Below are 23,671 nucleotides of genomic sequence, written 5' to 3'. Positions count from 1 at the left end.
CTTGCAAAATAAAGTCGGATTCGAGCGGCCGAATTAACCGGTCATTGACCATGAAGGTGCATCCTCCGGGTCCAGCGGCAGAGTATTGAGTACCGCGGCGCGCAAGCGCCCAGGCAACAACCCGCCACCCTCTCGGGTGGCGGGATTTTTATTGCTCAGGCGGTCGGAGTTCAGACGATGAAGAACTCGCCCGCATTCATGCTCAGGCCTGCCGACAGTTGGGCGAACTTGACCGCGGCAGTGCCGCCTATGCCATCCTTGTCGAACAGCAGTGCACCAGTCGTGCTGTTGTAGATGATGCGATCGCTGGCATCATGCGCCGCACTTCCGGTATGGAAGGCGCCCGCCGTCAGCCATCCGGCAGCAAGGCCGGTGAAGATGCCCTTGTCGAGCTGGATGAGATCGTCAACCACGGTGTAGTCGGTGATCTTGTCTATATTGGTCGGGCCGAGTGTTGCATTGAAGTGGAAAGCATCGATGCCGGTGCCGCCGACCAGGGTATCGTTGCCGGCTCCACCCGCAAGCAGATCATTGCCGGCAGCGCCGCGAAGGATGTTGTTGCCGCTATTGCCGACAAGCGTGTTCTTCAGACCGTTGCCGTTTCCGGTCAGATTGGCGGTACCCTGCAATTCGAGCCGATCGACATTGGCCGCGAGTGTCCAGTCGATCAGCGACCGGACAGTGTCCGTGCCCTGCCCCACCTCCTCGATGGTGCGATCGTCGGCCGAAGAAACGAAATAAATATCGTTGTCGCCCCCGCCGTACATTGTGTCCTTGCCGGCGCCCCCATTCAGGAAATCATTGCCGGCCTCCCCAAAAAGTATGTCGTTGCCGGCCAGGCCGTTGAGCGTGTCATCGCCGCCATTACCATGCATCTCGTCGACGAGAGCATACCCGTTAATGGTATCGCTGGCGGCATCGCTGCTGGAGAACCTTACCGCCTGATGTATCTCGGCAACGACATCATTGTTTGAACCGTTGTGCCAGGATACGACGAACCGCCCGTCATTCAGAGCCGCGATCGAGGTGTCCTGCTCGTTGCTGACCGAACTGTTCAAGCGAAGCCCGCTTGGCGAAAGCAATGCACCACTATTGCCGTCAACGAATGAAACCATCGGATCTGTATCTCCGAAGACATCATCATGATAGCTGATGGCGACAACTCCATTCGACAATTGCACCACGCTGGGCTGAAACTCGGACTGCGTGTTGGTGTTGAGCCTCGTAAACCCCTGGAACGTGCCGGCGATGTCGAAACGGGCATAGGTTATTTCTCGCTCGACACCATCCCACCCATTATCGGCGTAAACGACGGCGAAGCCACCGTTGGCGAGTGCCACGATATCCGGGTTTTCATTGATCGTCCCGGCCGAATCGAAGAGAGCGGCGGCCGCGCGAACCGAGCCATCGGCATTATAGACCGCTCGCCACACCTCGGTCTCGCCTGCTACAAGCCGCTGCCATGTTACCGCGAAGCCGCCGTCAAGGAGACCCGCCACTTTCGCGTTGGTGTCGTGCGCGCCGCTGCTGTCAACTGCAAATGCGTTCGACACCACGCCCAGGTTATTATAAATTCTGACATCGATATCATTATCGGTAGCGGAAAAATTGTCCTGATTGACGATCACAAAGCCGCCGCCCGTCAGGGCGGTCACATCCGGATTGCTGCTATTGGTGTCTCCGATGTCAACATCGGAGACGACGATCGCCCCTGTCGGCGAATTGACCTGAAAAACGATGCTGTCCGTATCCTGGAAAACGACGACATTGTTGCCGTTCGTCAGGTGCGCGATTGCCGGGTTTGCAGCGTTTACGCCGAGATTGCTTATCTGAAAACTGGAAGTTGTCGGATTGCCTGACAAATTGTAGAGCTGCCCGAAAACAGTATTGCCCGAGCTTGTAGAGGCAACACCAAAGCTTCCGCCAGGCAAGCTGACCAGGGAACCCTGCGAACCGTCCGAATTGAGCGTGATTGACTTGACGAAGTTGGTCGTGAACGTTGTTGTGACAGTCATCTCGAAGCCCCCTTGTGGCCTAACTGTGTTCATCTGAATTGCCACGGCCTTGCTCAAACGAAAGGCCGAGCGGTTTATTCATGCGAAAAAGCCACCCAAATGATGCCACGCGACAAGTCTGGAACCGTTATCTCGCTCCATTTGTCCTCGTGTCGATGACGCAATTACATTGCGTCTTCTTTTGTTATTTTGAATATTATCAATAGACCTGCGACGCCATGCTTTCATGGAACCCAAATCTTCTGCAGACTCCCCTGCTCTTATCGCATTCAGGCCGGATGAACTGCCTCAAAAGAGGCCCACGTACTTCTGAACACCAACAGATTGCATAATATTCTCATCGCAATCAATAGGTATAAATCGGATGATGAGTATACCTATTTACGATAAAGCACCGCTTGGAAAAATTATTTCAAAAAGCAAAACCACTTTCTTATGTAAATTTCATCACATCAAGAAAATTTGCGGAGAGGATTCATTTCCTCTTGATTTCATCATGTGATGCATTCGCACTGCGCCTGATACCCTTCGGTCCGGCCGGCACGCCGATTCCCTCTTGCGATCCCCAGCGTCTTTCTGTATTTTCCGCCGTGGGCCACCCCTCCCCAACGAGGGGCCAGCTATCTGGAAGGATAGAACCACGATGACGACGCTTTCCGCGCCAGGACTCCGTCCGGCAAACCCCAATTTCTCCTCAGGTCCCTGCGCAAAACGCCCCGGCTGGTCTCTTGAAGGCCTCCGCGACGCAGCCCTTGGCCGTTCGCACCGCGCCAAGATCGGCAAGGCCAAGCTTGCCCGCGCCATCGACCTTACCCGCGAAGTTCTTCAGGTCCCGGCCGACTACCGCATCGGCATCGTACCGGCTTCCGACACCGGCGCGGTCGAGATGGCGCTTTGGTCGCTGCTCGGCGAGCGCGGCGTCGACATGGTCGCTTGGGAATCCTTCGGCGCCGGCTGGGTGACCGATGTGGTCAAGCAGCTGAAGCTGCCGGACGTCCGCACATTCGATGCGCCCTATGGCGCGCTGCCCGATCTCGCAGCCGTCGATTTCGACCGCGACGTAGTCTTCACCTGGAACGGCACGACCTCGGGCGTGCGTGTCGCCAATGGCGATTTCATTCCGGCGAACCGCAAGGGCCTGACCATCTGCGACGCCACCTCGGCGGCGTTTGCGCAGAAGCTCGATTTCGACAAGCTCGATGTCGTCACCTTCTCCTGGCAGAAGGTGCTGGGCGGCGAAGGCGGCCACGGCATGCTGATCCTGAGCCCCCGCGCCGTCGCGCGGCTCGAAAGCTACAAACCGGCCTGGCCACTGCCGAAGATTTTCCGCCTGACCTCCGGCGGCAAGCTGATCGAAGGCATCTTCAAGGGCGAGACCATCAACACGCCGTCGATGCTGGCGGTTGAAGATTATCTCGACGCACTCGACTGGGCGAAATCCATCGGCGGGCTCGATGCGCTGATCGCCCGCGCCGATGCCAACGCCAAGGTGCTGGCCGACTGGGTCGCGAACAATCCGGCAGTGGCATTCCTCGCCGCTGAAGAAGACACGCGCTCGAACACGTCAGTCTGCCTGCGCTTCGTCGACCCGGCGGTCTCGGGTCTCGACGACGCCGGCCAGCAGGCTTTCGTGAAGACGTTTACCGGTCTTCTGGAAGCGGAAAAGGTCGCCTATGACATCGCCAGCTATCGCGATGCCCCTCCCGGCCTGCGCATCTGGTGCGGCGCCACCGTCGAGGCGTCTGATCTTCAGGCGCTGACGCCCTGGCTCGACTGGGCTTTCGCAACGGCCAAGGCATCGCTGAAGGCGGCTGCCTGACGCTGCGCGCGCCTCCCCCTTGAGGGGAGGGTGGCGAACGAAGTGAGCCGGGTGGGGTCATCTCCACCTCGCCAGCCTCAACAAAATCCAGACGGCATCACAGGACTTACGTCGAGCACTGCCGCAACAACCCCACCCGGTCGCTTCGCGACCACCCTCCCCTCGAGGGGGAGGGAACCAGCGCCAAGGAACCCAACCATGCCTCGCGTTCTCGTATCCGACAAACTCTCCCCCACCGCAGTCCAGATCTTCAAGGATCGCGGCGTCGAAGTGGACTACCTGCCCGATCTCGGCAAGGACAAGGAAAAGCTGCTCGAAGTCATCGGCCAGTATGACGGCCTCGCCATCCGCTCGGCGACGAAAGTCACCGAAAAGCTGATCGCGGCCGCGACCAATCTCAAGGTCATCGGCCGCGCCGGCATCGGCGTCGACAATGTCGATATCCCGGCTGCCTCGCGCCGAGGCATCATCGTGATGAACACGCCTTTCGGCAATTCCATCACCACTGCCGAGCACGCCGTCGCGCTGATGTTTGCGCTGGCCCGCCAGATCCCGGAAGCCAATGCATCGACCCATGCCGGCAAGTGGGAGAAGAACCGCTTCATGGGCGTCGAGATCACCTCGAAGACGCTGGGCGTCATCGGCTGCGGCAATATCGGCTCGATCGTGGCGACGCGCGGCGTCGGCCTGAAGATGCATGTCGTGGCCTTCGACCCGTTCCTGTCGGAAGGCCGCGCCGAAGAGCTGGGCGTCGAAAAGGTCGAGCTTGAAGAGCTGCTCAAGCGCGCCGACTTCATCACGCTGCACACGCCGATGACCGACAAGACGCGCGGCATCATCAACGCCGAAGCCATCTCCAAGATGAAGGACGGCGTGCGCATCATCAACTGCGCGCGCGGCGGCCTGATCGTCGAGGCAGACCTCATTGCAGCCCTGAAGAGCGGCAAGGTTGCGGGCGCCGGCATTGACGTGTTCGAGACCGAACCGGCGACCGAAAACGCACTGTTCGGCATGGAAAACGTCGTCACCACCCCGCATCTCGGCGCATCGACCAGCGAGGCGCAGGAAAACGTCGCGCTGCAGGTGGCCGAGCAGATGTCGGATTACCTCGTCAAGGGCGCGGTCTCCAACGCCATCAACATGCCGTCGATCACCGCGGAAGAAGCGCCGCGCCTGAAGCCGTTCGTCAAGCTGGCCGAAGTGCTCGGCGCCTTTGTCGGCCAGGTCACCGAAGATCCAATCAAGGAAGTCGAGATCCTGTTCGACGGCGCCACCGCCACGATGAACACCCGCGCGCTGATCAGTGCCGCCCTTGCCGGCCTGATCCGGCCGCAGGTTTCCGACGTCAACATGGTGTCGGCCCCGATCATGGTGAAGGAGCGCGGCATCATCGTCGCCGAGGTCAAGCGCGACAAGTCGGGCGTCTTCGACGGCTATATCAAGCTGACGGTGAAGACCGAAAAGCAGGAGCGGTCCATCGCCGGCACCTGCTTCTCCGACCACAAGCCGCGCTTCATCCAGATCAAGGGCATCAATCTCGATGCCGAAGTCGGTCAGCACATGCTCTACACGACCAATGCCGACGCGCCGGGCATCATCGGCCTGCTCGGCACGCTGTGCGGCAAGAACAACGTCAACATCGCCAACTTCCAGCTCGGCCGCAACCGGCCCGGCGGCGATGCCATCGCGCTGCTCTATCTCGACGCGCCCTTCCCGGAAAAGGCGCTGGCCGAAGTCCGCGCCAACCCGTCGATCGACTCAGCCAAACCGCTGCAGTTCGACGTCAACGGTATTTGATAGCGGATTATCCGCTGTTCGATTAAAGAAAGGCGCCGGGTGACCGGCGCCTTTTTCAATCCTGCCAGGGATTGACCAGCGAAATATCGAGATCGTTGAAGTCCTTGATATTGCGCGTGGCCAAAACTGCTCGCCTTGAAACGACAATACCTGCGATCTGCGTATCCATCCTGTCGATGTTGCGACCAACGGCGATCCGCGCGGCGCTTAAAATCGAAGCGGCTTCGGCAGCATTTCGGTCAAACGGCAGAACGCGACCTACTATCTCATCTCGCAAAAACTGATCGAACCGCTCCAAGAGGCCGTTCTTGCGCCTGCCGTCTGGCAAAAGAAACAGTCCCGATCGTATCTCAAGGACACTTATGGCGGTTATCCAGACGATGGTCGACGTTTGACGATCGAGCCAGGATACCACTGCAGAGTTCATGTCCGGTCGCATAAGCGCCGAAATCACATTCGTATCCAGAACGATCATTCGCCGAAATCGACCGGCTTGAACGGTTGACGAGGAAATTCCGGCAGCGGCTCGTCATTGTCGGGGATGTCGCGAAACAATTCGGCTATCCTGCTCCCCAGGCCAAACTCCTGCCCATCATCCTTCAGCACGGTCGCCCGCAGGATCATGCGGACCTCTTCCTCCATGCTGACGCCATGCTTCGCCGCGCGCTCCTGAAGGCGCTGCTTTACGTCGTCATCGATCTGCCTGACCAGCAATTGCGCCATCGCGGCTCTCCTTTGCTATCATGATAGCAAATTTGGCGATGCGGGTCCACACATTCAACCTGCCATCTTCCGCCCGCCATATTCTGCAAGCCAGATGCCACCGAGCACCAGCACCATGGCGACCGCGTGATAGAGGTGAAAATCCTCGCCGAGCAGGACAATCGACAGGAGCATGCCGAAGATCGGCACCAGGTTGAAAAACAGTCCAGCGCGATTTGCGCCGATCAGTTCCACGCCCCTGATGTAGAACGCCTGCGCCAGCACTGAGGGAAACAGCACGGTAAAGAGGACGATCCCCCAGCCCCGCGCATCGGGGACGATCATGCTGCCGGTCCAGAACTCGGCAGCCGTGGCCGGAATGCTGGTGACGAAGGCCGCGCCCGTCAGCATGATCATCAGGCTCTGCCAGTGGATTGCCGGCTTGAAGCGCAGCATCACCGTGTAGATGGCGTAGACAAGCACCGCGACCAGCATCAGCGCGTCGCCGATGTTCACCTCGAGCCCGAGCAACCCAAGGGGCCGTCCATGGGTGGCGGTCAGGATCACTCCTGCCATCGACAGCAGGAACCCGACGATCTGCGCCCAGGTGACGCGCAGGCGAAACAGCAGGAAGTTGGCCGCGAAGATAACCATCGGCGTACCCGCCTGCTCGATGCTGGCATTGATCGCAGTGGTGTGGATCAGCGCCGTATAGAGCGCCATGTTGAACACGGTGAAACCAAGCCCGCCGAGCGCTACCAGCAGCCACAGATGCCCGCGAACCACCGGCCAGTCATTTCTCAGCCGCGACCAGCCGATGAACAGAAGAATCGCCATCGCCAGCCCCCAGCGCATGGTGGTGAGCAGCATCGGCGAGACGTGGCCGACCGCCAGCTTTCCCGCCACCGCATTGGCGCCCCAGAACAGGGCGGTGAGCACAAGCAGCAGATAGGCGTTTCTATGCATGGGATTTCCGGCGGTGGACGCGATACACCGGCGTAGAATGGATGCAAGTTCAGGTAAACAGCGCCAAACGCGGAAATTGTTGTGCCTGATTACCCACAACTACCGAGAAACCGTGCAAAGAATGGTCGCCTTCCAAAACGCTTGACGCTATAGAGGCCTGTCATTTTTACGTGTTCGCCGCCTGCTTCGCGGCGCTGGAAGGGAAGAAAACATGGCCAATGTGGTTGTCGTCGGCTCGCAATGGGGCGACGAAGGCAAGGGCAAGATCGTCGACTGGCTGTCGGAACGCGCCGATGTCGTGGTGCGATTCCAGGGCGGCCACAATGCCGGCCACACGCTCGTCGTCGACGGCAAGGTCTACAAGCTGTCGCTGCTTCCTTCCGGCATCGTGCGCGACGGCAAGCTCTCGGTCATCGGCAACGGCGTGGTCTTCGATCCACACGCCTTCGTCGCCGAAGCGGAGAAATTGCGCGCATTGGGCGTGGAAGTAACGCCCGAACGCCTGAAAATAGCCGAAAACACGGCGCTTATTCTTTCCCTCCACCGGGAACTCGACGGATTCCGCGAAGACGCGGCCTCCAATTCCGGAACGAAAATCGGAACGACCCGCCGCGGCATCGGCCCTGCCTATGAAGACAAGGTCGGCCGCCGCGCCGTGCGGGTGATGGACTTGGCTGATTTGGATACACTGCCCCTGAAGGTCGACCGGCTGCTGACGCATCACAATGCGCTGCGCCGCGGGCTCGGTCATCCCGAAGTTGCGCATGAGACGATCATGCAGGAGCTGACCTCCGTTGCCGACGCGATCCTGCCCTATATGGACCGGGTCTGGAAAATCCTCGACGACAAGCGCCGCGCCGGCGCGCGCATCCTGTTCGAAGGCGCGCAGGGCACGCTGCTCGATATCGACCACGGTACCTATCCCTTCGTCACCTCGTCCAACACTGTTGCCGGCCAGGCATCGCCCGGCTCGGGCGTCGGCCCCGGCGCGATCGGCTATGTGCTCGGCATCACCAAGGCCTACACGACCCGAGTCGGCGAAGGCCCGTTCCCGACCGAGCAGGACAATGAAGTCGGCGAATTCCTCGGCACGAAAGGCCATGAATTCGGCACCGTCACCGGGCGCAAGCGCCGCTGCGGCTGGTTCGACGCCGTGCTGGTGCGCCAGGCTGTCGCCGTCAACGGCATCAACGGCATCGCGCTGACCAAGCTCGACGTGCTCGACGGCCTCGACGAGATCAAGGTCTGCACCGGCTACACGCTGGACGGCGAGGCGATCGACTATCTGCCGGCGAGCCAGGGCGCGCAGGCGCGCGTCGTGCCGGTCTACGAGACGCTGGAAGGCTGGAAGGGAACCACAGCCGGCGCACGCAGCTGGAACGATCTGCCGGCACAGGCTGTTAAGTATGTTCGGTATATAGAAGAACTGATCGGCGCGCCGGTGGCGCTTCTTTCAACCAGCCCTGAGCGGGACGACACAATACTTGTGACCGATCCCTTTCAAGACTAATTTTGCCCCTTCCCGCCGCTTTGCGGCTAGGCGGGAAGGAAACCACAGGTCGACAAAGCATGGCAGATTTCGTTGCGGTTCTGAAAAAGACGCTGGATGGGTTGAGCGAAGCTACGCCCGAACTGCGCCAGAAGGTCTACGACAAGGCCCGCGGAACAATTGCCGCGAAGCTCGCGGCGATAAACCCGCCGCCGCCGCAGGCCGTCGTCGACCGCCAGAAGCGCGCGCTGGAAGATGCCATCGAGGCGGTGGAGAAGGAATATCCGCCGCGTCCCGGTCCGAAAATCAGCAGCGATCCGCTGGAAGAGCTGGAAAACGTCTTCGCCTCCATCGAGCGCCAGAAGACCGAGCCGCCAAAGCCGCGTTTCGACAATACATTCAAGGCCGACAGCGCGCCGAAGCCACCCGTGCCGGCAGCGCCCGCACCGGCTGCATTCAACCCTGCGCCCAGAATGGAACCCAAGGCCGAGCCTGCCCCCAAGGGTGAATTGTGGCCAAAAACCACGCCGGTCGTGGCGCCGCCTCCTACCGCAGCGCCGGCCCGAAGCGAAGCCCCTGTCCGGGAAGACGTGTTCGGTCCAGAAAATGACGACGACGACATTCAAACCGACGAGCGGGAAAACGAAACCCGCAAGCGCGGCTATGGCGGGCTCATAGCGGCTGTGATCGCCCTTGCCGTGATCGCTGGTGGCGGCTACGGCGTCTGGCTCAACAAGGATGCCTTCGCCAGCCTGTTCGGCATGAACGGAAGCAAGACGGCGACGACGACGCCTTCGGTGACACCACCGGCAACGAGCCCGGCAAAGCCCGAGACCAACACCGCTGCCAATCCGCCGGCCGGGGAGCAACCCTCGCCCGCGGCACCGCCACCGGCCAATGGCGGCACAGACAGCGAGCCCAAATTCACCCAGCGCCTGAACGCCGACGGCTCCGAGATCGATCCCGGCCCCGCCGGCGGACCTGCCGCCATCGGCGAGGGAACCTCCGTCGCCGCCGTTACCCAGCCGCCGGAGACGCCCGCCCCCGCAGCACCTGGTGCAACCACGGACCCGGCAGCGCCACCTGCCGCGCAAGGCCAGACACCTGCCGCCCCCGGCGCGCCGGCTGCCCAGCCTGGCGTTGCCGTCGGGCAGCGCGCGATCTTCTACGAGGAACGCACCAACGTCGCCGAAGGTTCGGCCGAACCGGGCAGCATCGTCTGGTCGGTGGTGCAGGAATCGCCGGGCGGCGACCTGCCGCCTGAGCCGGCGATCCGCGCCGAGGCGACCATTCCCGGCAAGGATCTGCAGTTGCGCATGACCATCCGCCGCAACGCGGACCAGACGCTGCCGGCGAGCCACATCATCGAGGTCATCTTCCTGACGCCCGACGGCTTCGAGGGCGGCGGCATCGAAAACATCCTGCGCGTGTCGATGAAGGGATCTGAACAGGAAGCCGGCAGCCCGCTGATCGGCATTCCGGCCAAGATCGCCGACGGCTTCTTCCTCGTCGCGCTCAACGACGGCAAGCAGGAGATGGACGCCAACATGGCCCTGCTGCGCCGCCAGAGCTGGATCGACGTGCCGATTGTCTACAAATCCGGCCGCCGCGCCCTGTTCACCATGGAAAAGGGCATTCCCGGCCAGAAGGCCTTCGACGAGGCGATGAAAGCCTGGGACGCTGCCCGCAGCGGGTGATTGGGTTATCCTGAATAGGGATGGAGCAAAGGTCGCGGGGGCTTCTTCTCCCCGCGAACAGCAAGGCAATCGCGTATAAACTGCGATCACGCCGCCTTATGAAGCACCCCCACCCTAACCCTCCCCACAAGGGGGAGGGAATTTTGCGGCTGCCATGCCGCACGACACCATCAATGATTGGCGCCTCGCTCAGGCGTAACCAGATCCCCCTCCCCCTTGTGGGGAGGGGTTAGGGGTGGGGGTGTTCATACACGATCGCCCTGCCGTTTACGGGAAGAAGGCGTGCCGCATACAATCGCGGCGTCGCAGGGGCACAGCGCTCCTCGATGAAACGCCTCCCGGCCCTCCGCTAGGGCTCTTCGGCCCTTCGGGCGTTCGATGCCCTTTGAAACGTCCACTGGACGTTTCAATCTGCTTCGCAGACCGGGCTCTCACCGTTCGTCGCTTCAATCGACAAATCGTTGTCGATTGATCGGCCTTGCGGCCGACCGCTCCTCACCCCTCCAACTCTTCCCTCAGCATCTCGAGCTCAAGCCATTCCTCTTCCATCGAAACCAGCGTCGCGCGCTCCTTGTCGAGGGCGGCGATGGTTTTCTGGAACCCCTTCGGGTCGCGTTCGTAGAAGGCAGGATCGGCGATGTTGTTTTCCAGCGTCGAGATTGAGGCAGACACCGCAGCCATCTTTCCCGGCAGGCTTTCCAGCGCGAATTTCTGCTTGAAGGACAGTTTCTTCGCCGGTCCCTTCGGCGCTTCCGGCGTGCTCTCGGCGCGCGGTGCATCGCCGGCCTGCTTCTGCACGGCACGGCGATCGTTCAGCCGCGTGCCGCCGCGCTGGGCCAGCATATCGGCATAGCCGCCGGCATATTCGATCCAGCGCCCCTCGCCGTCCGGCGCGATGATGCTGGTGACGGTGCGGTCGAGGAAGTCGCGATCGTGGCTGACGAGGATGACGGTGCCGGCAAAACCGGCGACGAGTTCCTGCAGCAGTTCCAGCGTTTCCATGTCGAGATCGTTGGTCGGCTCGTCCAGCACCAGAAGGTTGGACGGACGCGCCAGTACCCGCGCCAATATAAGCCGCGCCCGCTCGCCGCCGGAAAGCTCGCGCACCGGCGTGCGCGCCTGCTCCGGCTTGAACAGGAAGTCTTTCATGTAGGAGACGACGTGGCGCTCCTCGCCATTGATGACGAGGTTGTCGCCGCGCCCGTCGGTGAGATAATGCCCAAGCGTTTCCTGCGGATCGACCGCCTCGCGCTTCTGGTCGAGGGTGGCAATCTCCAGATTGGTGCCGAGCCGCACCGAACCGGAATCCGGCTTCAGCTCTCCGGTCAGCATCTTCAGCAGCGTCGTCTTGCCGGCGCCGTTCGGCCCGACAAGGCCGATGCGGTCGCCGCGCTGAATGCGCGTCGAAAAACCCTTGACCACACTGAGGTCGCCAAAGCTCTTCTCGATGTTCTTGGCCTCGATGACCAGCTTGCCGGATTCTGCGGCATCGCTCGCCACCATGGTCGCGACACCCTCCGCACCCTTGTGGCCACGAAAGCGCTGGCGCATGGTCTGGAGCTCGCCCAGCCGGCGCATGTTGCGCTTGCGCCGCGCCGTCACGCCATAGCGCAGCCAGTGCTCCTCGCGCACGATCTGGCGGCCAAGCTTATGCTGTTCGCGCTCTTCTTCCTCGAGGATGGTGTCGCGCCATTCCTCGAAATGCGCGAACCCCTTGTCCAGCTTGCGCGTCTGGCCGCGATCGAGCCAGACCGTGGCGCGCGATACGCGCTCGAGAAAGCGCCGGTCGTGCGAAATGACGACCAGCGCCGAGGACGAGCGGTTGAGCTCGTCTTCCAGCCATTCGATCACCTGCAGGTCGAGATGGTTGGTCGGCTCGTCGAGCAGCAGGATGTCGGGCTCCGGCGCCATCACGCGGGCCAGAGCCGCACGCCGCGCTTCGCCGCCGGAAAGATCGTCGGGGCGCTCCTCGCCGGTCAGGCCGAGATGCTCCATCAGGTAGGTGGCGCGGTAGGGATCATCAGCCGGCCCAAGACCGGCCTCGACATAGGCGCGGACAGTCGCAAAACCTTCCATGTCGGGCATCTGCGGCAGATAGCGGATGGTCGCGGAAGGCTGGCGGAACACCTCGCCGTCCTGCGGCTCGATCAGGCCGGCAGCGATCTTGAGCAGCGTCGACTTGCCTGAGCCGTTGCGGCCGACCAGCGCGATACGCTCGCCCGCCGAGGCCGACAGGGCGGCACCGTCGAGCAGCGGCGTGCCGCCAAAGGTCAGCCGGATACCGTCGAGATTGAGAAGCGGTGGCGCCATGTCTTTTCAGTGTTCCGGAAGAGGATAAGGATGGGCGAGCAGCAGCGCGCGGCCACGTTCGAGCGTGATGCGCAGGCTGCCGCGCACCTCGTTGGAGAGCGTCAGCGAGGAGCCGAAGGCGACCTCGACATTGTCGAGCGGCCACTTCGCGCCCTGTTCGGTGAGGCCCGAAAGCTCGGAAAAGCCGAGCACCGAAAACAGCGTGCCGTCGGCATAGTCGAAATCGGTCGTGCCCGGCAGTAGCGGGTGACCTTCCTGCGCGCCGCTGGTCAGCATCGTCTGCGTGCCTTGCTCGGCCAACCTCAGAGCCAGCGCCAGGTGCAGGAAGGCATGGTCGGCCCGCGGGCCGCCGAAGGCGCCAGCCAGCACCAGCGAAGTCGCGCCACGCTTGAGCGCTGCCGCGATCGCCAGCTCGCCGTCGGTATTATCCTTTTCCGCCGGAAAGGTCTCGCGCGGGATCGCGGCGTAGCTTTCGGGCAGGTTTTCGGGCACCGAGTCGAAATCACCGACCCATAGCTCCGGCGTCACGCCAAGCATCGCCGCATGGCCGATGCCGGCATCGGCCGCGATGATGCGGCTGCCTTCGAGTTGCGCGTCGATGCGGGGCGTCCGGACGAGTTCGCCGCCAAGCAGGATAAAAAATCGGCTCATGGTGGCTCGCCTCTATCACGCCGCGCGGCCATACGGGAAGCCGCCAATGCGCCGCGCAGCCCGAAACTACCGCTTGCGCGCCTCTTCGCTTGGTCCTATGTCTGATCCCGCTCTAACGGGGTGCCGGACACGATTTTTCGTGAGCCGGCTGAGAGGCAAAGGGGAAACCCGGCCAACCCGCTGAACCTGATCCGGTTTGTACCGGCGGAGGGATTAGATGCTTCGGACGCCCGGCGCTTCAAATTCCCTTTCAACGCATATGAAGGAGGCGCCGATGCGCACGCTGCTATTCTCGCTTGTTTCCACTCTTGCCGTGGCTGCCGCCCTGCCGGCGCTCGCCGCTGAAAAACTTACCGTCTACACCTATGAGAGCTTCACCGCCGAATGGGGCCCGGGCCCGCAGGTGGAAAAGGCCTTCGAGGCTGAGTGCGGCTGCGATGTCGAGTTCGTCTCGGTGGCCGACGGGGTGGCGCTGCTCAACCGCGTCAAGCTGGAAGGCGCTTCGACCAAGGCCGACGTCGTGCTCGGCCTCGACACCAACCTCACCGCCGAGGCCAAGGCCACTGGGCTGTTTTCGCCATCCGGCATCGATCTCGCCAGCATCAAGGTGCCGGGCGGCTGGACGGACGACACCTTCGTGCCCTTCGACTACGGCTATTTCGCCGTCGTCTACGACACCGAGAAACTCAAGAACCCGCCGAAAAGCCTGAAGGAACTGGTCGAGGGCGACCCGTCCGAAAAAATCGCCATACAGGACCCACGCACCTCGACGCCGGGCCTCGGCCTGCTGCTCTGGGTCAAGGCGGTCTATGGCGACAAGGCGCCGGAAGCCTGGGCCAAGCTGAAGAACCGCGTGCTGACGGTGACGCCGGGCTGGAGCGAGGCCTACGGCCTGTTCACCAAGGGCGAAGCGCCGATGGTGCTGTCCTACACCACCTCGCCGGCCTACCACATGATCGCCGAAAGCAGCGAAAAGTATCAGGCGGCCGCCTTCGAGGAGGGCCACTATCTGCAGGTCGAGGTCGCCGGCATCACCACCACCGGCGCGAAGAACCCGCTGGCCAAGAAATTCATGGAATTCATGACGGGTCCCGGCTTCCAGGACGCCATTCCCGAAACCAACTGGATGTTCCCCGCCGGCAAGACCGACAAGCCGCTCAACCCCGCCTTCGACAAGCTCGTAAAGCCGGCCAAGTCCTTGCAGATCAGCGCCGAAGACGTGGCAGCCAACCGCAAGGCCTGGGTGGACGAGTGGTTGGGGGTTATGAGCAAGTAATACTCAAAGAATGATCGGAAGATGAGCGCTCTACGTTGCCCCCCTCTGGCCTGCCGGCCATCTCCCCCACAAGTGGGGAGATCAGCTGGCCGCTTGGCTTTCGCCAATCGTCAGCGTAGCAGAAAAAGCGGAACATCGAAGCTGCTGATCTCCCCACCTGTGGGGGAGATGGCCGGCAGGCCAGAGGGGGGCAACGTAGAACACAAATCTCGACAAGCATCTCCTGTTGCCAGATCAACGGCGCGCTCGGCGTAAACACAGGATGCACCCCGCCCACCCCGCAGACTCGCGCATCACCGCCGGCATCATCGCCCTCGCCGCGATAGCCATCCTCATCGGCGGGGCATTCCTCGGCCTGATCCTCGAAGGCGCGCGCGATACGTCCGGCGCCGTCGCCGCCTTCGATTCCTACCTCTTCCGCGTCGCCCGCTTTACGCTGTGGCAGGCGCTTCTTTCGACCGCGCTCTCCATCATCCCCGCGATCTTCGTCGCGCGCGCCCTCTCCCGGCATCCAACATTTCCCGGTCGCAACCTGATCCTGCGCCTGTTCGCCGTGCCGCTGGCGTTGCCGGCCATCGTCGTGGCGCTTGGCGTTCTCGCTCTCTATGGCCGCGCCGGCTATTTCTCCGGCCTGTTCTCGACCATCGGCGGCGGCGATTGGCCCGGCATCTACGGCCTGTCGGGCATTCTGGTCGCGCATGTCTTCTTCAACCTGCCGCTGGCGACGCGTCTCTTTCTGGAAGCCCTGAACACGGTGCCGGCAGACCAGTGGCGGCTGGCAAGCCAGCTCGGCATGGGCGCAAGGCCGGCTTTCCGCCTGATCGAATGGCCGGCCTTGCGGGCCAGCCTGCCGGGGATCGCGGGTCTGGTGTTCATGCTGTGCATCACATCCTTCACCATCGTGCTGACGCTGGGCGGCGGCCCGCGCGCCACCACGCTGGAAGTCGCGATCTACCAGTCGCTGCGCTTCGACTTCGATCCCGCCCGCGCGGTAGCGCTGACGCTCTTGCAGATCGCGCTCACCATGGCCGTCGTCTTCGCGCTGATGCGGCTTGGCGCAAACACCACCGGCGACGCCAATTTGTCGGTGACGCAGCGCCGCTATATCTCTGCCGGTTGCGGCGAAACCGCCCTCAACGCGATCCTTCTCATCGCAGCACTCGCCTTCGTCGCCGGGCCGATGCTGGCGACCGTGCTTGCCGGACTCGATGCCGATCTTTTCCGCCTCGCTGGCGAAAGCACGGTGCGGCAGGCGACGATCACCAGCCTCGTGCTGGCAACGCTTTCCGCCTGCCTGTCGGCGATGCTGGCGCTGTCGCTGATCATGGCGCGACGCGCGCTGGCGCTGCGGCGCGGGGCCGGCGAAAAGACCTTCCTGGAGCGCATGACCGACACCGGCGCCGGCTTCGTGCTGGTGGTGCCGCCCATCGTCATCGGCGCTGGTTGGTTCGTGCTGCTGCGCCACACCGGCGATGTCTTCACTGTTGCGCCGATCATGGTCGTCACCGTCAATGCGGTGATGGCGATGCCCTTCGCCATACGCGCCATACGCCCGGCCTATGACGCCGCCAGCGAGCGGCACGAGCGCCTCTGCGCCCAGCTTGGCATCAGCGGGTGGAATCGCCTGAAACTGGTCGACTGGCCCGTTTTGCGCCGGCCGCTCTCCACCGCCTTTGCCTTCGCCACGGCGCTGTCGCTTGGCGATCTCGGCGTCATCGCGCTGTTCGGCAGCGATTCCGTGCAGACGCTGCCCTATCTTCTGCTCGCCCGCATGGGCAGCTATCGTACCGCCGACGCCGCCGGGCTCGCCCTGATGCTCGGCCTTCTCTGCCTCGTGCTGATGCTCGTCGCCGACCGGCTCGGAAAGGATGCTTCGCAATGACCGACAGGACAGGCGCCGGCATCAGGCTGGACAAGGTCGCCTTCAGCTATGGCGAGACAGGCGTCGATTTCGACCTTGCGATCGAGCCGGCCGCGATCACCACGGTGATGGGGCCAAGCGGCGCCGGCAAATCGACCTTGCTCAATTTGATAGCCGGCTTCGAATTGCCACGCTCGGGCCGCGTGCTGATCGGGGGCATCGACGTGACCGCTACGCCGCCGTCAGACCGGCCGGTCTCCATGGTATTCCAGGAGAACAATCTCTTCGCCCATCTGACGGTCGAGCAGAATGTCGGCCTCGGCCGTTCGCCGGCCCTGCGCCTCACGGAAACTGACCGTGCCGCCATAGCCGAAGCGCTTGACCGCACTGGCCTTGGCGACAAGCCAAAACGCCTGCCGCGCGAGCTTTCCGGCGGCGAACGCCAGCGCGTCGCGCTGGCCCGCGTGCTGGTGCGTGACCGTCCGGTGCTGCTTCTCGACGAGCCTTTTGCTTCCCTTGGGCCCGCCTTGCGCGAAGACATGGTCGATCTGGTTAAGGCGCTTCAGGCCGAACGCGGCATGACTGTGGTTTTCGTGACACATCAACCCGAGGATGCTCGCAGAATCGGCGGAAACATGGTGTTTCTCGACCGAGGAACGGTGGCAGCAACGGGTGAAACCGTTACATTCTTCACCAAAGATGGACCTGCGGCGTTCCGGGACTATATTGGTTTTGATGCTGGCGCGTAGCGATTCGACTGAATCGCCCGGAAGCGGACATAATTTGCGGCCAGAGCAGTTTCAGGGGCTTATCCGCATTCTTGTTTTGCCAGGAAGAGTATGGCTAGGTCCGCGTAACACTGGGCTGCCGTTGATGGCAGTCATTGCCCGACGAAAGGAAGCCGTTCTGTCGACCTGCCGGATCACAGCCAGAGAGATGCTCTCGCCGGTGCGCCCTGCAGCGCGCTTCGGCTTTGCCGTGGCTTTTCTGGCGCTGTTGGCCGGCTGCCAGGCGCTGACCGGCGACAACATCACGGAATCTGCTTTCCGCCCGTCCGACAACCCGGTCACCGTCGACAGCGTTTCGCGCAACAACCGGCTGGCCGAGCTCGCCAAGAGCCAGCATCCGCGCATTCTGGCGACCTATGGCGGCGAATATTCCGATCCGAAGCTCGAGCGCATGGTCGCCAAGGTCGTCGGCAGCCTGACCACGGTTTCGGCCAACCCGACCCAGACCTATCGCATCACCATCCTCAATTCGCCCAACGTCAACGCCTTCGCGCTGCCCGGCGGCTATCTCTATGTGACGCGCGGGCTTCTGGCGCTCGCCAACGATTCCTCCGAGCTTGCCGCCGTCATCGCCCATGAAATGGGCCATGTGACCGCCAATCACGGACTTCAGCGCCAGCAGAAGGAAGCCGAGGAGGTTCTGGCCAACAAGGTCGTCACCGACGTTCTCGGCGAAAGCCAGACAGCCAAGGTGGCGCTGATCCGCGGCAAGCTCCGGCTCGCCCAGTTCTCGCGCAACCAGGAGCTGGAAGCTGACGCCATCGGCATCAAGGCGATTGGACAGGCCGGCTTCGATCCCTATGCCGCCGGCCGCTTCCTGCAATCCATGGCCGCCTACAGCGATTTTCGCTCGATCAGCGGCGCGACCGATCCAAGCCTCGACTTCCTGGCCAGCCATCCCAACACGCCGCAGCGCATCGAACTGGCGCAGCGCCATGCCCGCCTGATCGGCCCTCCCGGCACCGGGGTCAAGGATCGCGATTCCTTCCTTGCCGGCATCGACGGACTTTTGTTCGGCGACACGCCGGAAGAAGGCTATGTGCGCGGCAACACGTTCATGCATCCGCGTCTTGGCGTGTCGTTCTCGGTCCCCGCAGGCTTTGCCATCGACAATACGGCAGCAGCCGTCACCGCGACCGGCCCCGGCGACATGGCAATCCGCTTCGACGGCGTGACCATCGAGCCGAAAATGTCGCTGACCGACTATCTGCGCAGCGGCTGGGTTGCCGGACTGGTGGATTCAAGCGTGCGCACCGAGACCATCAACGGCAATGAGGCGGCAGTCGCCCAGGCGCGGGCCGACGGCTGGCAATTCGACGTCACCGTCATCCGCGCCAACGGCCAGGTCTATCGCCTGCTGACGGCAGCACCGCTGGCCGGCAATTCGCTCGACGCCGTGGCGCGATCGGTCGGTGGCAGTTTCCATGTCCTGAGCGAGGCGGAAAAGGCAGCGCTCAAGCCACTGCGCATCCGCGTCGTTACCGTCAAGCCCGGGCAGACAATGGGCACGCTGGCTGCCGGCATGATCGGCGTCGACCGCAAGCTCGACCTGTTCAGGGTGCTCAACGGCCTTGCGCCCGGCGCCACCGTGTCGGCCGGCGACAAGGTGAAGATCGTTTCGGATCGGTGAATGAAGCCGCCGCTTCCTTCTCCCCTTGTGGGAGAAGGTGGATTGGCGCGCAGCGCCAAGACGGATGAGGGGTGCTGGAAGAAACTCCAGCGTCTGCACTCCGTCCAACACCCCTCATCCGCCTTCACTGCGTTCAGGCACCTTCTCCCACAAGGGGAGAAGGAGGAGCGTCGCCTCAAGCGCTCAGAAACGCCGGGCTTTCCTTGACGAGCGCAACCCTCAGCTTCTGCAGCGCGCGGCTTTCGATCTGCCGCACGCGCTCCTTGGAGATGCCAAGCGTTTCGCCGAGCGATTCCAGCGTTGCGCCCTCGTCCTGAAGCCGGCGCTCCTCGATGATGCGCAGCTCGCGCTCGTTCAACACATGGAGCGCATTCTTCAGCCAGCCAGAGCGCCGTTCATCGTCGATCGCCTCCCCGACGACTTCATCTGGTAGGGGATCGTCGGAGACGAGGAAATCCATGCGGTCGGCCGAGCCGCCGCCATCATCGACCAGGGGAGCGTTGAGCGAGGTATCCGGACCGGAAAGCCGCGAATCCATCATCGCGACATCGGATTCCGAAACGCCAAGTGCGGTGGAAATCTCCTTGTAGAGCGCCTCTCCCGAAAGCATTCCCGGGCCTTGCGCCAGCTTGGCGCGCAGCCGGCGCAGGTTGAAGAACAGCGCCTTCTGCGTCGAACTGGTGCCGCCGCGCACGATCGACCAGTTGCGCAGGATGTAGTCCTGCATCGAGGCCCGTATCCACCAGGTCGCATAGGTCGAGAAACGCACGTCACGGTCCGGCTCGAACCGCGCTGCGGCTTCGAGAAGGCCGACATGGCCCTCCTGGATCAGATCGCCGATGGGAAGGCCGAAATAGCGGAATTTCGTCGCCATCGAGATGACGAGGCGCATATGGGCGGTGGTGATGCGGTGCATCGCCGCCTGGTCGCGGTGGTCGCGCCACCGCAGCGCAAGTTCGTGCTCTTCGCCACGCTCGAGATAGGGCGCCTTCATGGCCGCCCGGATCATGGTTCGCCTTGCTTTGTCTTCAATCATCCGGGCACTCCCAAACTCCGGCGCAATTGCTCTATACTCGAGGCTTCCGACCCGGGGGTGGACATTAGACGGGGATGGTCGGGGAGGGTTGAAGTCGCCGCACATCGCCCTACAGGCCTTGAAACGTCTCGCGCGAAGGATTGTTCCATGATCTCCGTCGACCGCACCGATCTTGCTTTCCAGCTTTTCGACGCCCTGCCGACCGCCAGCCTGGCGGCGCTGCCGCGCTTTGCCGATTACGACCGGACCGCCATGGAGGAAGTGCTGGACACCGCCGAGCGCATCGCCATGGACCACTTCCTGCCGCATGCGGCAGCACTCGATCTCGACGAACCGCGCTTCGAAAACGGTAAGGTGGCGATGGACCCGCGCGTGGGGCAGGCTTTGGCAGCCTATCGCGAGGCCGGCTTCTTCGGCGCGGGCTTCGATCTGGAATGGGGCGGCGCGCAGATGCCGGAAACCCTGCGCAGCGCCGCAAGCTTCATCTTCTCGATGGCCAATGTCAGCACCGCCGCCTATCCGTTCCTGACGGTCGGGGCAGCGCACCTCATCGCGGCCTTCGGCTCGGACGACCAGAAGGAACGCTTCCTGAAACCGATGATCGAGGGGCGCTTCTTCGGCACCATGTGCCTGTCGGAGCCGCAGGCGGGTTCTTCCCTCTCCGACATCACCACCAAGGCAGAACCGGACAAGGACAGCTATCTCCTGCATGGCCAGAAGATGTGGATTTCCGGCGGCGACCAGGAAATCTCGGAAAACATCATCCATCTGGTTCTGGCGCGGCTTCCCGACAGCCCTCCCGGCGTGAAGGGCATATCGCTGTTCATCGTGCCGAAATACCTGCTCAGGAAGGACGGCAAGCGGGGCAAAAGGAACGGCGTCGAGCTTGCCGGGCTGAACCACAAGATGGGCTATCGCGGCACGACGAATGCAGCGCTCAATCTCGGCGAAAAGACGCCCTGCCGCGGCTATCTGGTCGGCGAGGCCAATCGCGGCCTGACCTACATGTTCCACATGATGAACGAAGCCCGCATCGGTGTCGGCCTCGGGGCAGCAGCCCTTGGCGCCGCCGGCTACCGCGCTTCGCTGGTCTACGCCAGGGACCGCCCGCAGGGCCGCCATCCCGGCCACAAGGACGCGTCGAGCGCCCAGGTGCCGATCATCGAGCACGCCGATGTCAGGCGCCTGCTGCTCGCCCAGAAGGCCGCTGTGGAGGGCGCGCTGGCGCTGCTGCTCTACACAGCCTTTCTGGTCGATGCGACGAAGGCGGCACCGAATGCCGAAACCCGCCACGAAACCGAATTGCTGCTCGATCTGCTGACGCCGATTGCCAAATCATGGCCGTCGGAATTCTGCCTCGAGGCCAACAAGCATGCGATACAGGTGCTCGGCGGCTACGGCTATACGCGCGATTATCCGGTCGAGCGCCTCTACCGCGACAACCGGCTGAATGCCATCCACGAAGGCACGCATGGCATTCAGGGCCTCGACCTGCTCGGCCGCAAGGTGATGCAGGACAACGGCGCCGGCATCAAGACGCTGGCCACCCGGATCATGGCCGACGTGACGCAGGCGCACGCCTTCGAAAACCTCGCCGCCCACGCCGAGGATCTTGCCGCTCATCTCGGCGAGGCGGTCGCCACGACCGGCAAACTTGCCGGCAGGGCCGCCAGCGCCCCCGAAAGCGGCCTTGCCAACGCGACGCTCTATCTCGACATGATGGGCCATGTCGTGGTCGCGTGGATGTGGCTGCGCCAGGCGCTCACCGCCTCGCGCAAGCTGAGGACCGACGGGGCCAACACGGACTTCCTCGAAGGCAAGCTTGCCGCCTGCCGCTACTTCTTCGCCTACGAACTGCCCAAGGCCCGCACCCAGCGCGCGCTGCTCGACAGTCTGGATGACACGACGCTGACGATGAAGCCGGAGTGGTTTTGAAGCAGATTCAGGTCAGCTGGATCTCGCCATCCACGACGTGATTGAGGTCCGTGCCTTCGGCGGTCAGCGTCATGCGCAGCTTGAGCTTGCCGCCTGCCTTGCCGTTGCGCGCTACCGCTTCGATCTCGCGCTGCGAGGTGATGCCGACTTCCTTCAGAAATTTGCGGATCGACATGTTGAGGGCGTCTTCGTCCATTGCCGGCACTCCTATAGCGGATTGGACGGGATTCTATACCGTTATGAGGCAAGGGCAATAACGATCGATCCTCAGTGCCTCCGGATGGCGGCAACAAAAAACCCGGCGTCTCCGCCGGGTTTTTCAAATGTCGAAAGCCTGAAAGCCGGTGCTTACGCAGCTTCTTCCTGCTCGGCTTCTTCGTTGTCGGCCTCGGCCTTGGCGCCGCGCTTGGGGCCCTTGGCAAGGTTGATCTCGATCATGCGAACCGCTTCGGTTTCCGAAAGGCGGTTCACGGCTGCGATTTCACGGGCCATGCGGTCCAGCGCTGCTTCATAGAGCTGGCGCTCGGAATAGGACTGCTCGGGCTGGTTCTCGGCGCGGAAAAGGTCGCGAACGACTTCCGAGATCGAGATCAGGTCGCCGGAATTGATCTTCGCATCATATTCCTGCGCGCGGCGCGACCACATGGTGCGCTTCACGCGAGCACGGCCCTGCAGCACTTTCAGCGCACGGTCGACATAGTCGGTTTCCGAAAGCTTGCGCATGCCGATGGAGGTCGCCTTGGCGACCGGCACCTTCAGGCGCATCTTGTCCTTCTGGAAATCGATGACGAAAAGCTCCAGCTTGTGGCCCGCGACTTCCTGCTCGTCGATGGACATGATCTGGCCGACGCCATGTGCCGGGTACACAATGTATTCGCCGGTCTTGAAGCCGTGGCGGCCAGTTGAGGAAGGCTTCTTCTGCGGGGTTGTGGTTGCCATTACGCCCTGAACTCCTTTTGCGGTCCCGGCTAGAGCGCCGGCGGACCTGATGGGACGGCCAACTGGCCGAACTGGGAATGCCACACACAGGCTAACGCCCTCCGGTAAAGCAGGGCCTGGCAAATCGCATCAAAAGCGTTTGCCTGGCCCAAGATGCCTTGGTCCGGAGTTCGTGTTCACCTTTCAGTGATTAGGGCGTTGCGCCATAAATCGACAGCGTGTCAGCGGCATGTTGCAGCAGTGGTACCACAAAAAGTTGAAAGAATCAAGGTTTTGCTGCATGCGCGAAGACCCGACCGCCGGAGATGTCCGCCGGAAGGCTTAAAAAGCGCCCGCCCTATGCCCTTTTTGGACTAGCCTTCAATCGCCTTCGCCAGGCTCCGCCGAAAAATACTTCTCGAACTTGCCCTCGACGCCGTCGAATTCCTTGGCGTCGGCCGGCGCATCCTTCTTGGCCGTGATGTTGGGCCATTTGGATGCGTATTCATCGTTGATCTGAAGCCATTTGTCCAAGCCCGGCTCGGTGTCCGGCTTGATGGCGTCGGCCGGGCATTCCGGTTCGCAGACGCCGCAGTCGATGCACTCATCCGGGTGAATGACGAGCATGTTGTCGCCTTCATAGAAGCAGTCGACCGGACAGACCTCGATACAGTCCATGTATTTGCATTTGATGCAATTGTCGGTCACGACATAGGTCATGCTGCTACTGCTCCGGGACGGCCCCTTCGAACTTAAGATGGGGTGAGGTAGCGCCTTTGCC

19 protein-coding genes and 1 riboswitch are annotated in these 23,671 nt (G+C 62.5%); of the genes, 9 read left to right on the top strand and 10 right to left on the bottom strand.

The features are described from left to right. Positions 1 to 170: 170 nt before the first annotated feature. Positions 171 to 2,072 carry a calcium-binding protein gene (locus WBQ96_RS10640; RefSeq protein WP_337035887.1) on the bottom strand — a complete coding sequence of 634 codons (1,902 nt, stop codon included), beginning with the start codon at positions 2,070 to 2,072 and terminating at the stop codon, positions 171 to 173. A 586-nt stretch (positions 2,073 to 2,658) separates the two neighbouring features. On the opposite strand from WBQ96_RS10640, the gene WBQ96_RS10635 reads away from it, so the two are divergent. Together WBQ96_RS10635 and serA are read left to right on the top strand one after the other, a co-directional pair. After that, positions 2,659 to 3,834: a phosphoserine transaminase gene (locus WBQ96_RS10635; RefSeq protein WP_336549924.1), complete on the top strand. Its 1,176-nt coding sequence runs from the start codon at positions 2,659 to 2,661 to the stop codon at positions 3,832 to 3,834. 198 nt (positions 3,835 to 4,032) lie between these two features. Further along, the gene (serA, locus tag WBQ96_RS10630) at positions 4,033 to 5,631 is read left to right on the top strand and encodes a phosphoglycerate dehydrogenase (protein ID WP_336549926.1); all 1,599 of its coding nucleotides are present in this window, start codon (positions 4,033 to 4,035) and stop codon (positions 5,629 to 5,631) included. Positions 5,632 to 5,686: 55 nt separating this feature from the next. Here the strand turns inward: serA and WBQ96_RS10625 are convergent, their stop codons facing one another. The 3 genes from WBQ96_RS10625 to WBQ96_RS10615 are packed head-to-tail and all read right to left on the bottom strand — an operon-like array spanning position 5,687 to position 7,299. After that, positions 5,687 to 6,106, bottom strand: coding sequence for a type II toxin-antitoxin system VapC family toxin (locus tag WBQ96_RS10625; protein ID WP_336549927.1), 420 nt, complete (start codon positions 6,104 to 6,106; stop codon positions 5,687 to 5,689). Further along, positions 6,103 to 6,354: a FitA-like ribbon-helix-helix domain-containing protein gene (locus WBQ96_RS10620; protein ID WP_165118338.1), complete on the bottom strand. Its 252-nt coding sequence runs from the start codon at positions 6,352 to 6,354 to the stop codon at positions 6,103 to 6,105. The genes WBQ96_RS10625 and WBQ96_RS10620 overlap by 4 nt, the downstream gene beginning before the upstream one ends. A gap of 54 nt (positions 6,355 to 6,408) precedes the next feature. Further along, the gene (locus WBQ96_RS10615) at positions 6,409 to 7,299 is read right to left on the bottom strand and encodes a DMT family transporter (protein WP_336549928.1); all 891 of its coding nucleotides are present in this window, start codon (positions 7,297 to 7,299) and stop codon (positions 6,409 to 6,411) included. 211 nt (positions 7,300 to 7,510) lie between these two features. On the opposite strand from WBQ96_RS10615, the gene WBQ96_RS10610 reads away from it, so the two are divergent. Both WBQ96_RS10610 and WBQ96_RS10605 read left to right on the top strand, forming a co-directional pair. Continuing rightward, positions 7,511 to 8,809 (top strand): adenylosuccinate synthase, encoded by a 1,299-nt coding sequence (locus tag WBQ96_RS10610; RefSeq protein ID WP_165118334.1) that lies wholly within the window; start codon positions 7,511 to 7,513, stop codon positions 8,807 to 8,809. A gap of 59 nt (positions 8,810 to 8,868) precedes the next feature. Then, entirely contained in the window at positions 8,869 to 10,485 is a 1,617-nt protein-coding gene (locus WBQ96_RS10605; RefSeq protein ID WP_336549929.1) for a hypothetical protein, read from the top strand. Between the two features lie 495 nt (positions 10,486 to 10,980). Here WBQ96_RS10605 and WBQ96_RS10600 read toward each other — a convergent pair whose 3' ends face one another. Continuing rightward, positions 10,981 to 12,795 carry an ABC-F family ATP-binding cassette domain-containing protein gene (locus tag WBQ96_RS10600; protein ID WP_336549930.1) on the bottom strand — a complete coding sequence of 605 codons (1,815 nt, stop codon included), beginning with the start codon at positions 12,793 to 12,795 and terminating at the stop codon, positions 10,981 to 10,983. 6 nt (positions 12,796 to 12,801) lie between these two features. Next, the gene (locus WBQ96_RS10595; protein WP_336549932.1) at positions 12,802 to 13,446 is read right to left on the bottom strand and encodes a thiamine diphosphokinase; all 645 of its coding nucleotides are present in this window, start codon (positions 13,444 to 13,446) and stop codon (positions 12,802 to 12,804) included. 106 nt (positions 13,447 to 13,552) lie between these two features. Next, a riboswitch (TPP riboswitch) is annotated at positions 13,553 to 13,676 on the top strand. A gap of 44 nt (positions 13,677 to 13,720) precedes the next feature. Between WBQ96_RS10595 and thiB the strand changes: the two genes are divergently transcribed. The 4 genes from thiB to WBQ96_RS10575 all read left to right on the top strand — a co-directional run bounded on the left by thiB (position 13,721) and on the right by WBQ96_RS10575 (position 19,001). Further along, positions 13,721 to 14,722: a thiamine ABC transporter substrate binding subunit gene (gene thiB / locus WBQ96_RS10590; protein ID WP_336549934.1), complete on the top strand. Its 1,002-nt coding sequence runs from the start codon at positions 13,721 to 13,723 to the stop codon at positions 14,720 to 14,722. Positions 14,723 to 14,984: 262 nt separating this feature from the next. Continuing rightward, entirely contained in the window at positions 14,985 to 16,604 is a 1,620-nt protein-coding gene (thiP, locus tag WBQ96_RS10585; protein WP_336549936.1) for a thiamine/thiamine pyrophosphate ABC transporter permease, read from the top strand. Then, positions 16,601 to 17,332, top strand: a complete 732-nt coding sequence (gene thiQ / locus WBQ96_RS10580) for a thiamine ABC transporter ATP-binding protein (protein ID WP_336549938.1) — start codon at positions 16,601 to 16,603, stop codon at positions 17,330 to 17,332. Before thiP ends, thiQ begins: the two co-directional genes overlap by 4 nt. A gap of 187 nt (positions 17,333 to 17,519) precedes the next feature. Next, complete coding sequence (locus WBQ96_RS10575) at positions 17,520 to 19,001, top strand: M48 family metalloprotease (RefSeq protein WP_165118857.1); 1,482 nt, start codon at positions 17,520 to 17,522, stop codon at positions 18,999 to 19,001. 175 nt (positions 19,002 to 19,176) lie between these two features. Here WBQ96_RS10575 and WBQ96_RS10570 read toward each other — a convergent pair whose 3' ends face one another. Next, positions 19,177 to 20,037, bottom strand: a complete 861-nt coding sequence (locus WBQ96_RS10570; RefSeq protein WP_119814640.1) for an RNA polymerase factor sigma-32 — start codon at positions 20,035 to 20,037, stop codon at positions 19,177 to 19,179. A gap of 147 nt (positions 20,038 to 20,184) precedes the next feature. Between WBQ96_RS10570 and WBQ96_RS10565 the strand changes: the two genes are divergently transcribed. Next, entirely contained in the window at positions 20,185 to 21,972 is a 1,788-nt protein-coding gene (locus tag WBQ96_RS10565) for an acyl-CoA dehydrogenase (protein ID WP_336549944.1), read from the top strand. Positions 21,973 to 21,979: 7 nt separating this feature from the next. Here the strand turns inward: WBQ96_RS10565 and WBQ96_RS10560 are convergent, their stop codons facing one another. From WBQ96_RS10560 to fdxA, 3 genes are all read right to left on the bottom strand, one after another. Next, a complete protein-coding gene (locus WBQ96_RS10560; RefSeq protein WP_165118318.1) occupies positions 21,980 to 22,168 on the bottom strand; it encodes a DUF6494 family protein in 189 nt (62 codons plus the stop codon). 152 nt (positions 22,169 to 22,320) lie between these two features. After that, positions 22,321 to 22,911 (bottom strand): CarD family transcriptional regulator, encoded by a 591-nt coding sequence (locus WBQ96_RS10555; RefSeq protein ID WP_165118316.1) that lies wholly within the window; start codon positions 22,909 to 22,911, stop codon positions 22,321 to 22,323. 360 nt (positions 22,912 to 23,271) lie between these two features. Beyond that, positions 23,272 to 23,610 (bottom strand): ferredoxin FdxA, encoded by a 339-nt coding sequence (gene fdxA / locus WBQ96_RS10550; protein WP_091909217.1) that lies wholly within the window; start codon positions 23,608 to 23,610, stop codon positions 23,272 to 23,274. Positions 23,611 to 23,671: the final 61 nt, after the last annotated feature.

The sequence above is a fragment of the Mesorhizobium sp. CCNWLY176 genome (assembly GCF_037153935.1).
Taxonomy (GTDB): domain Bacteria; phylum Pseudomonadota; class Alphaproteobacteria; order Rhizobiales; family Rhizobiaceae; genus Mesorhizobium_M; species Mesorhizobium_M zhangyense.
The sequence above is the reverse complement of the archived record's forward strand: the minus strand, read 5'-3'. Positions and strand labels throughout refer to the sequence as shown.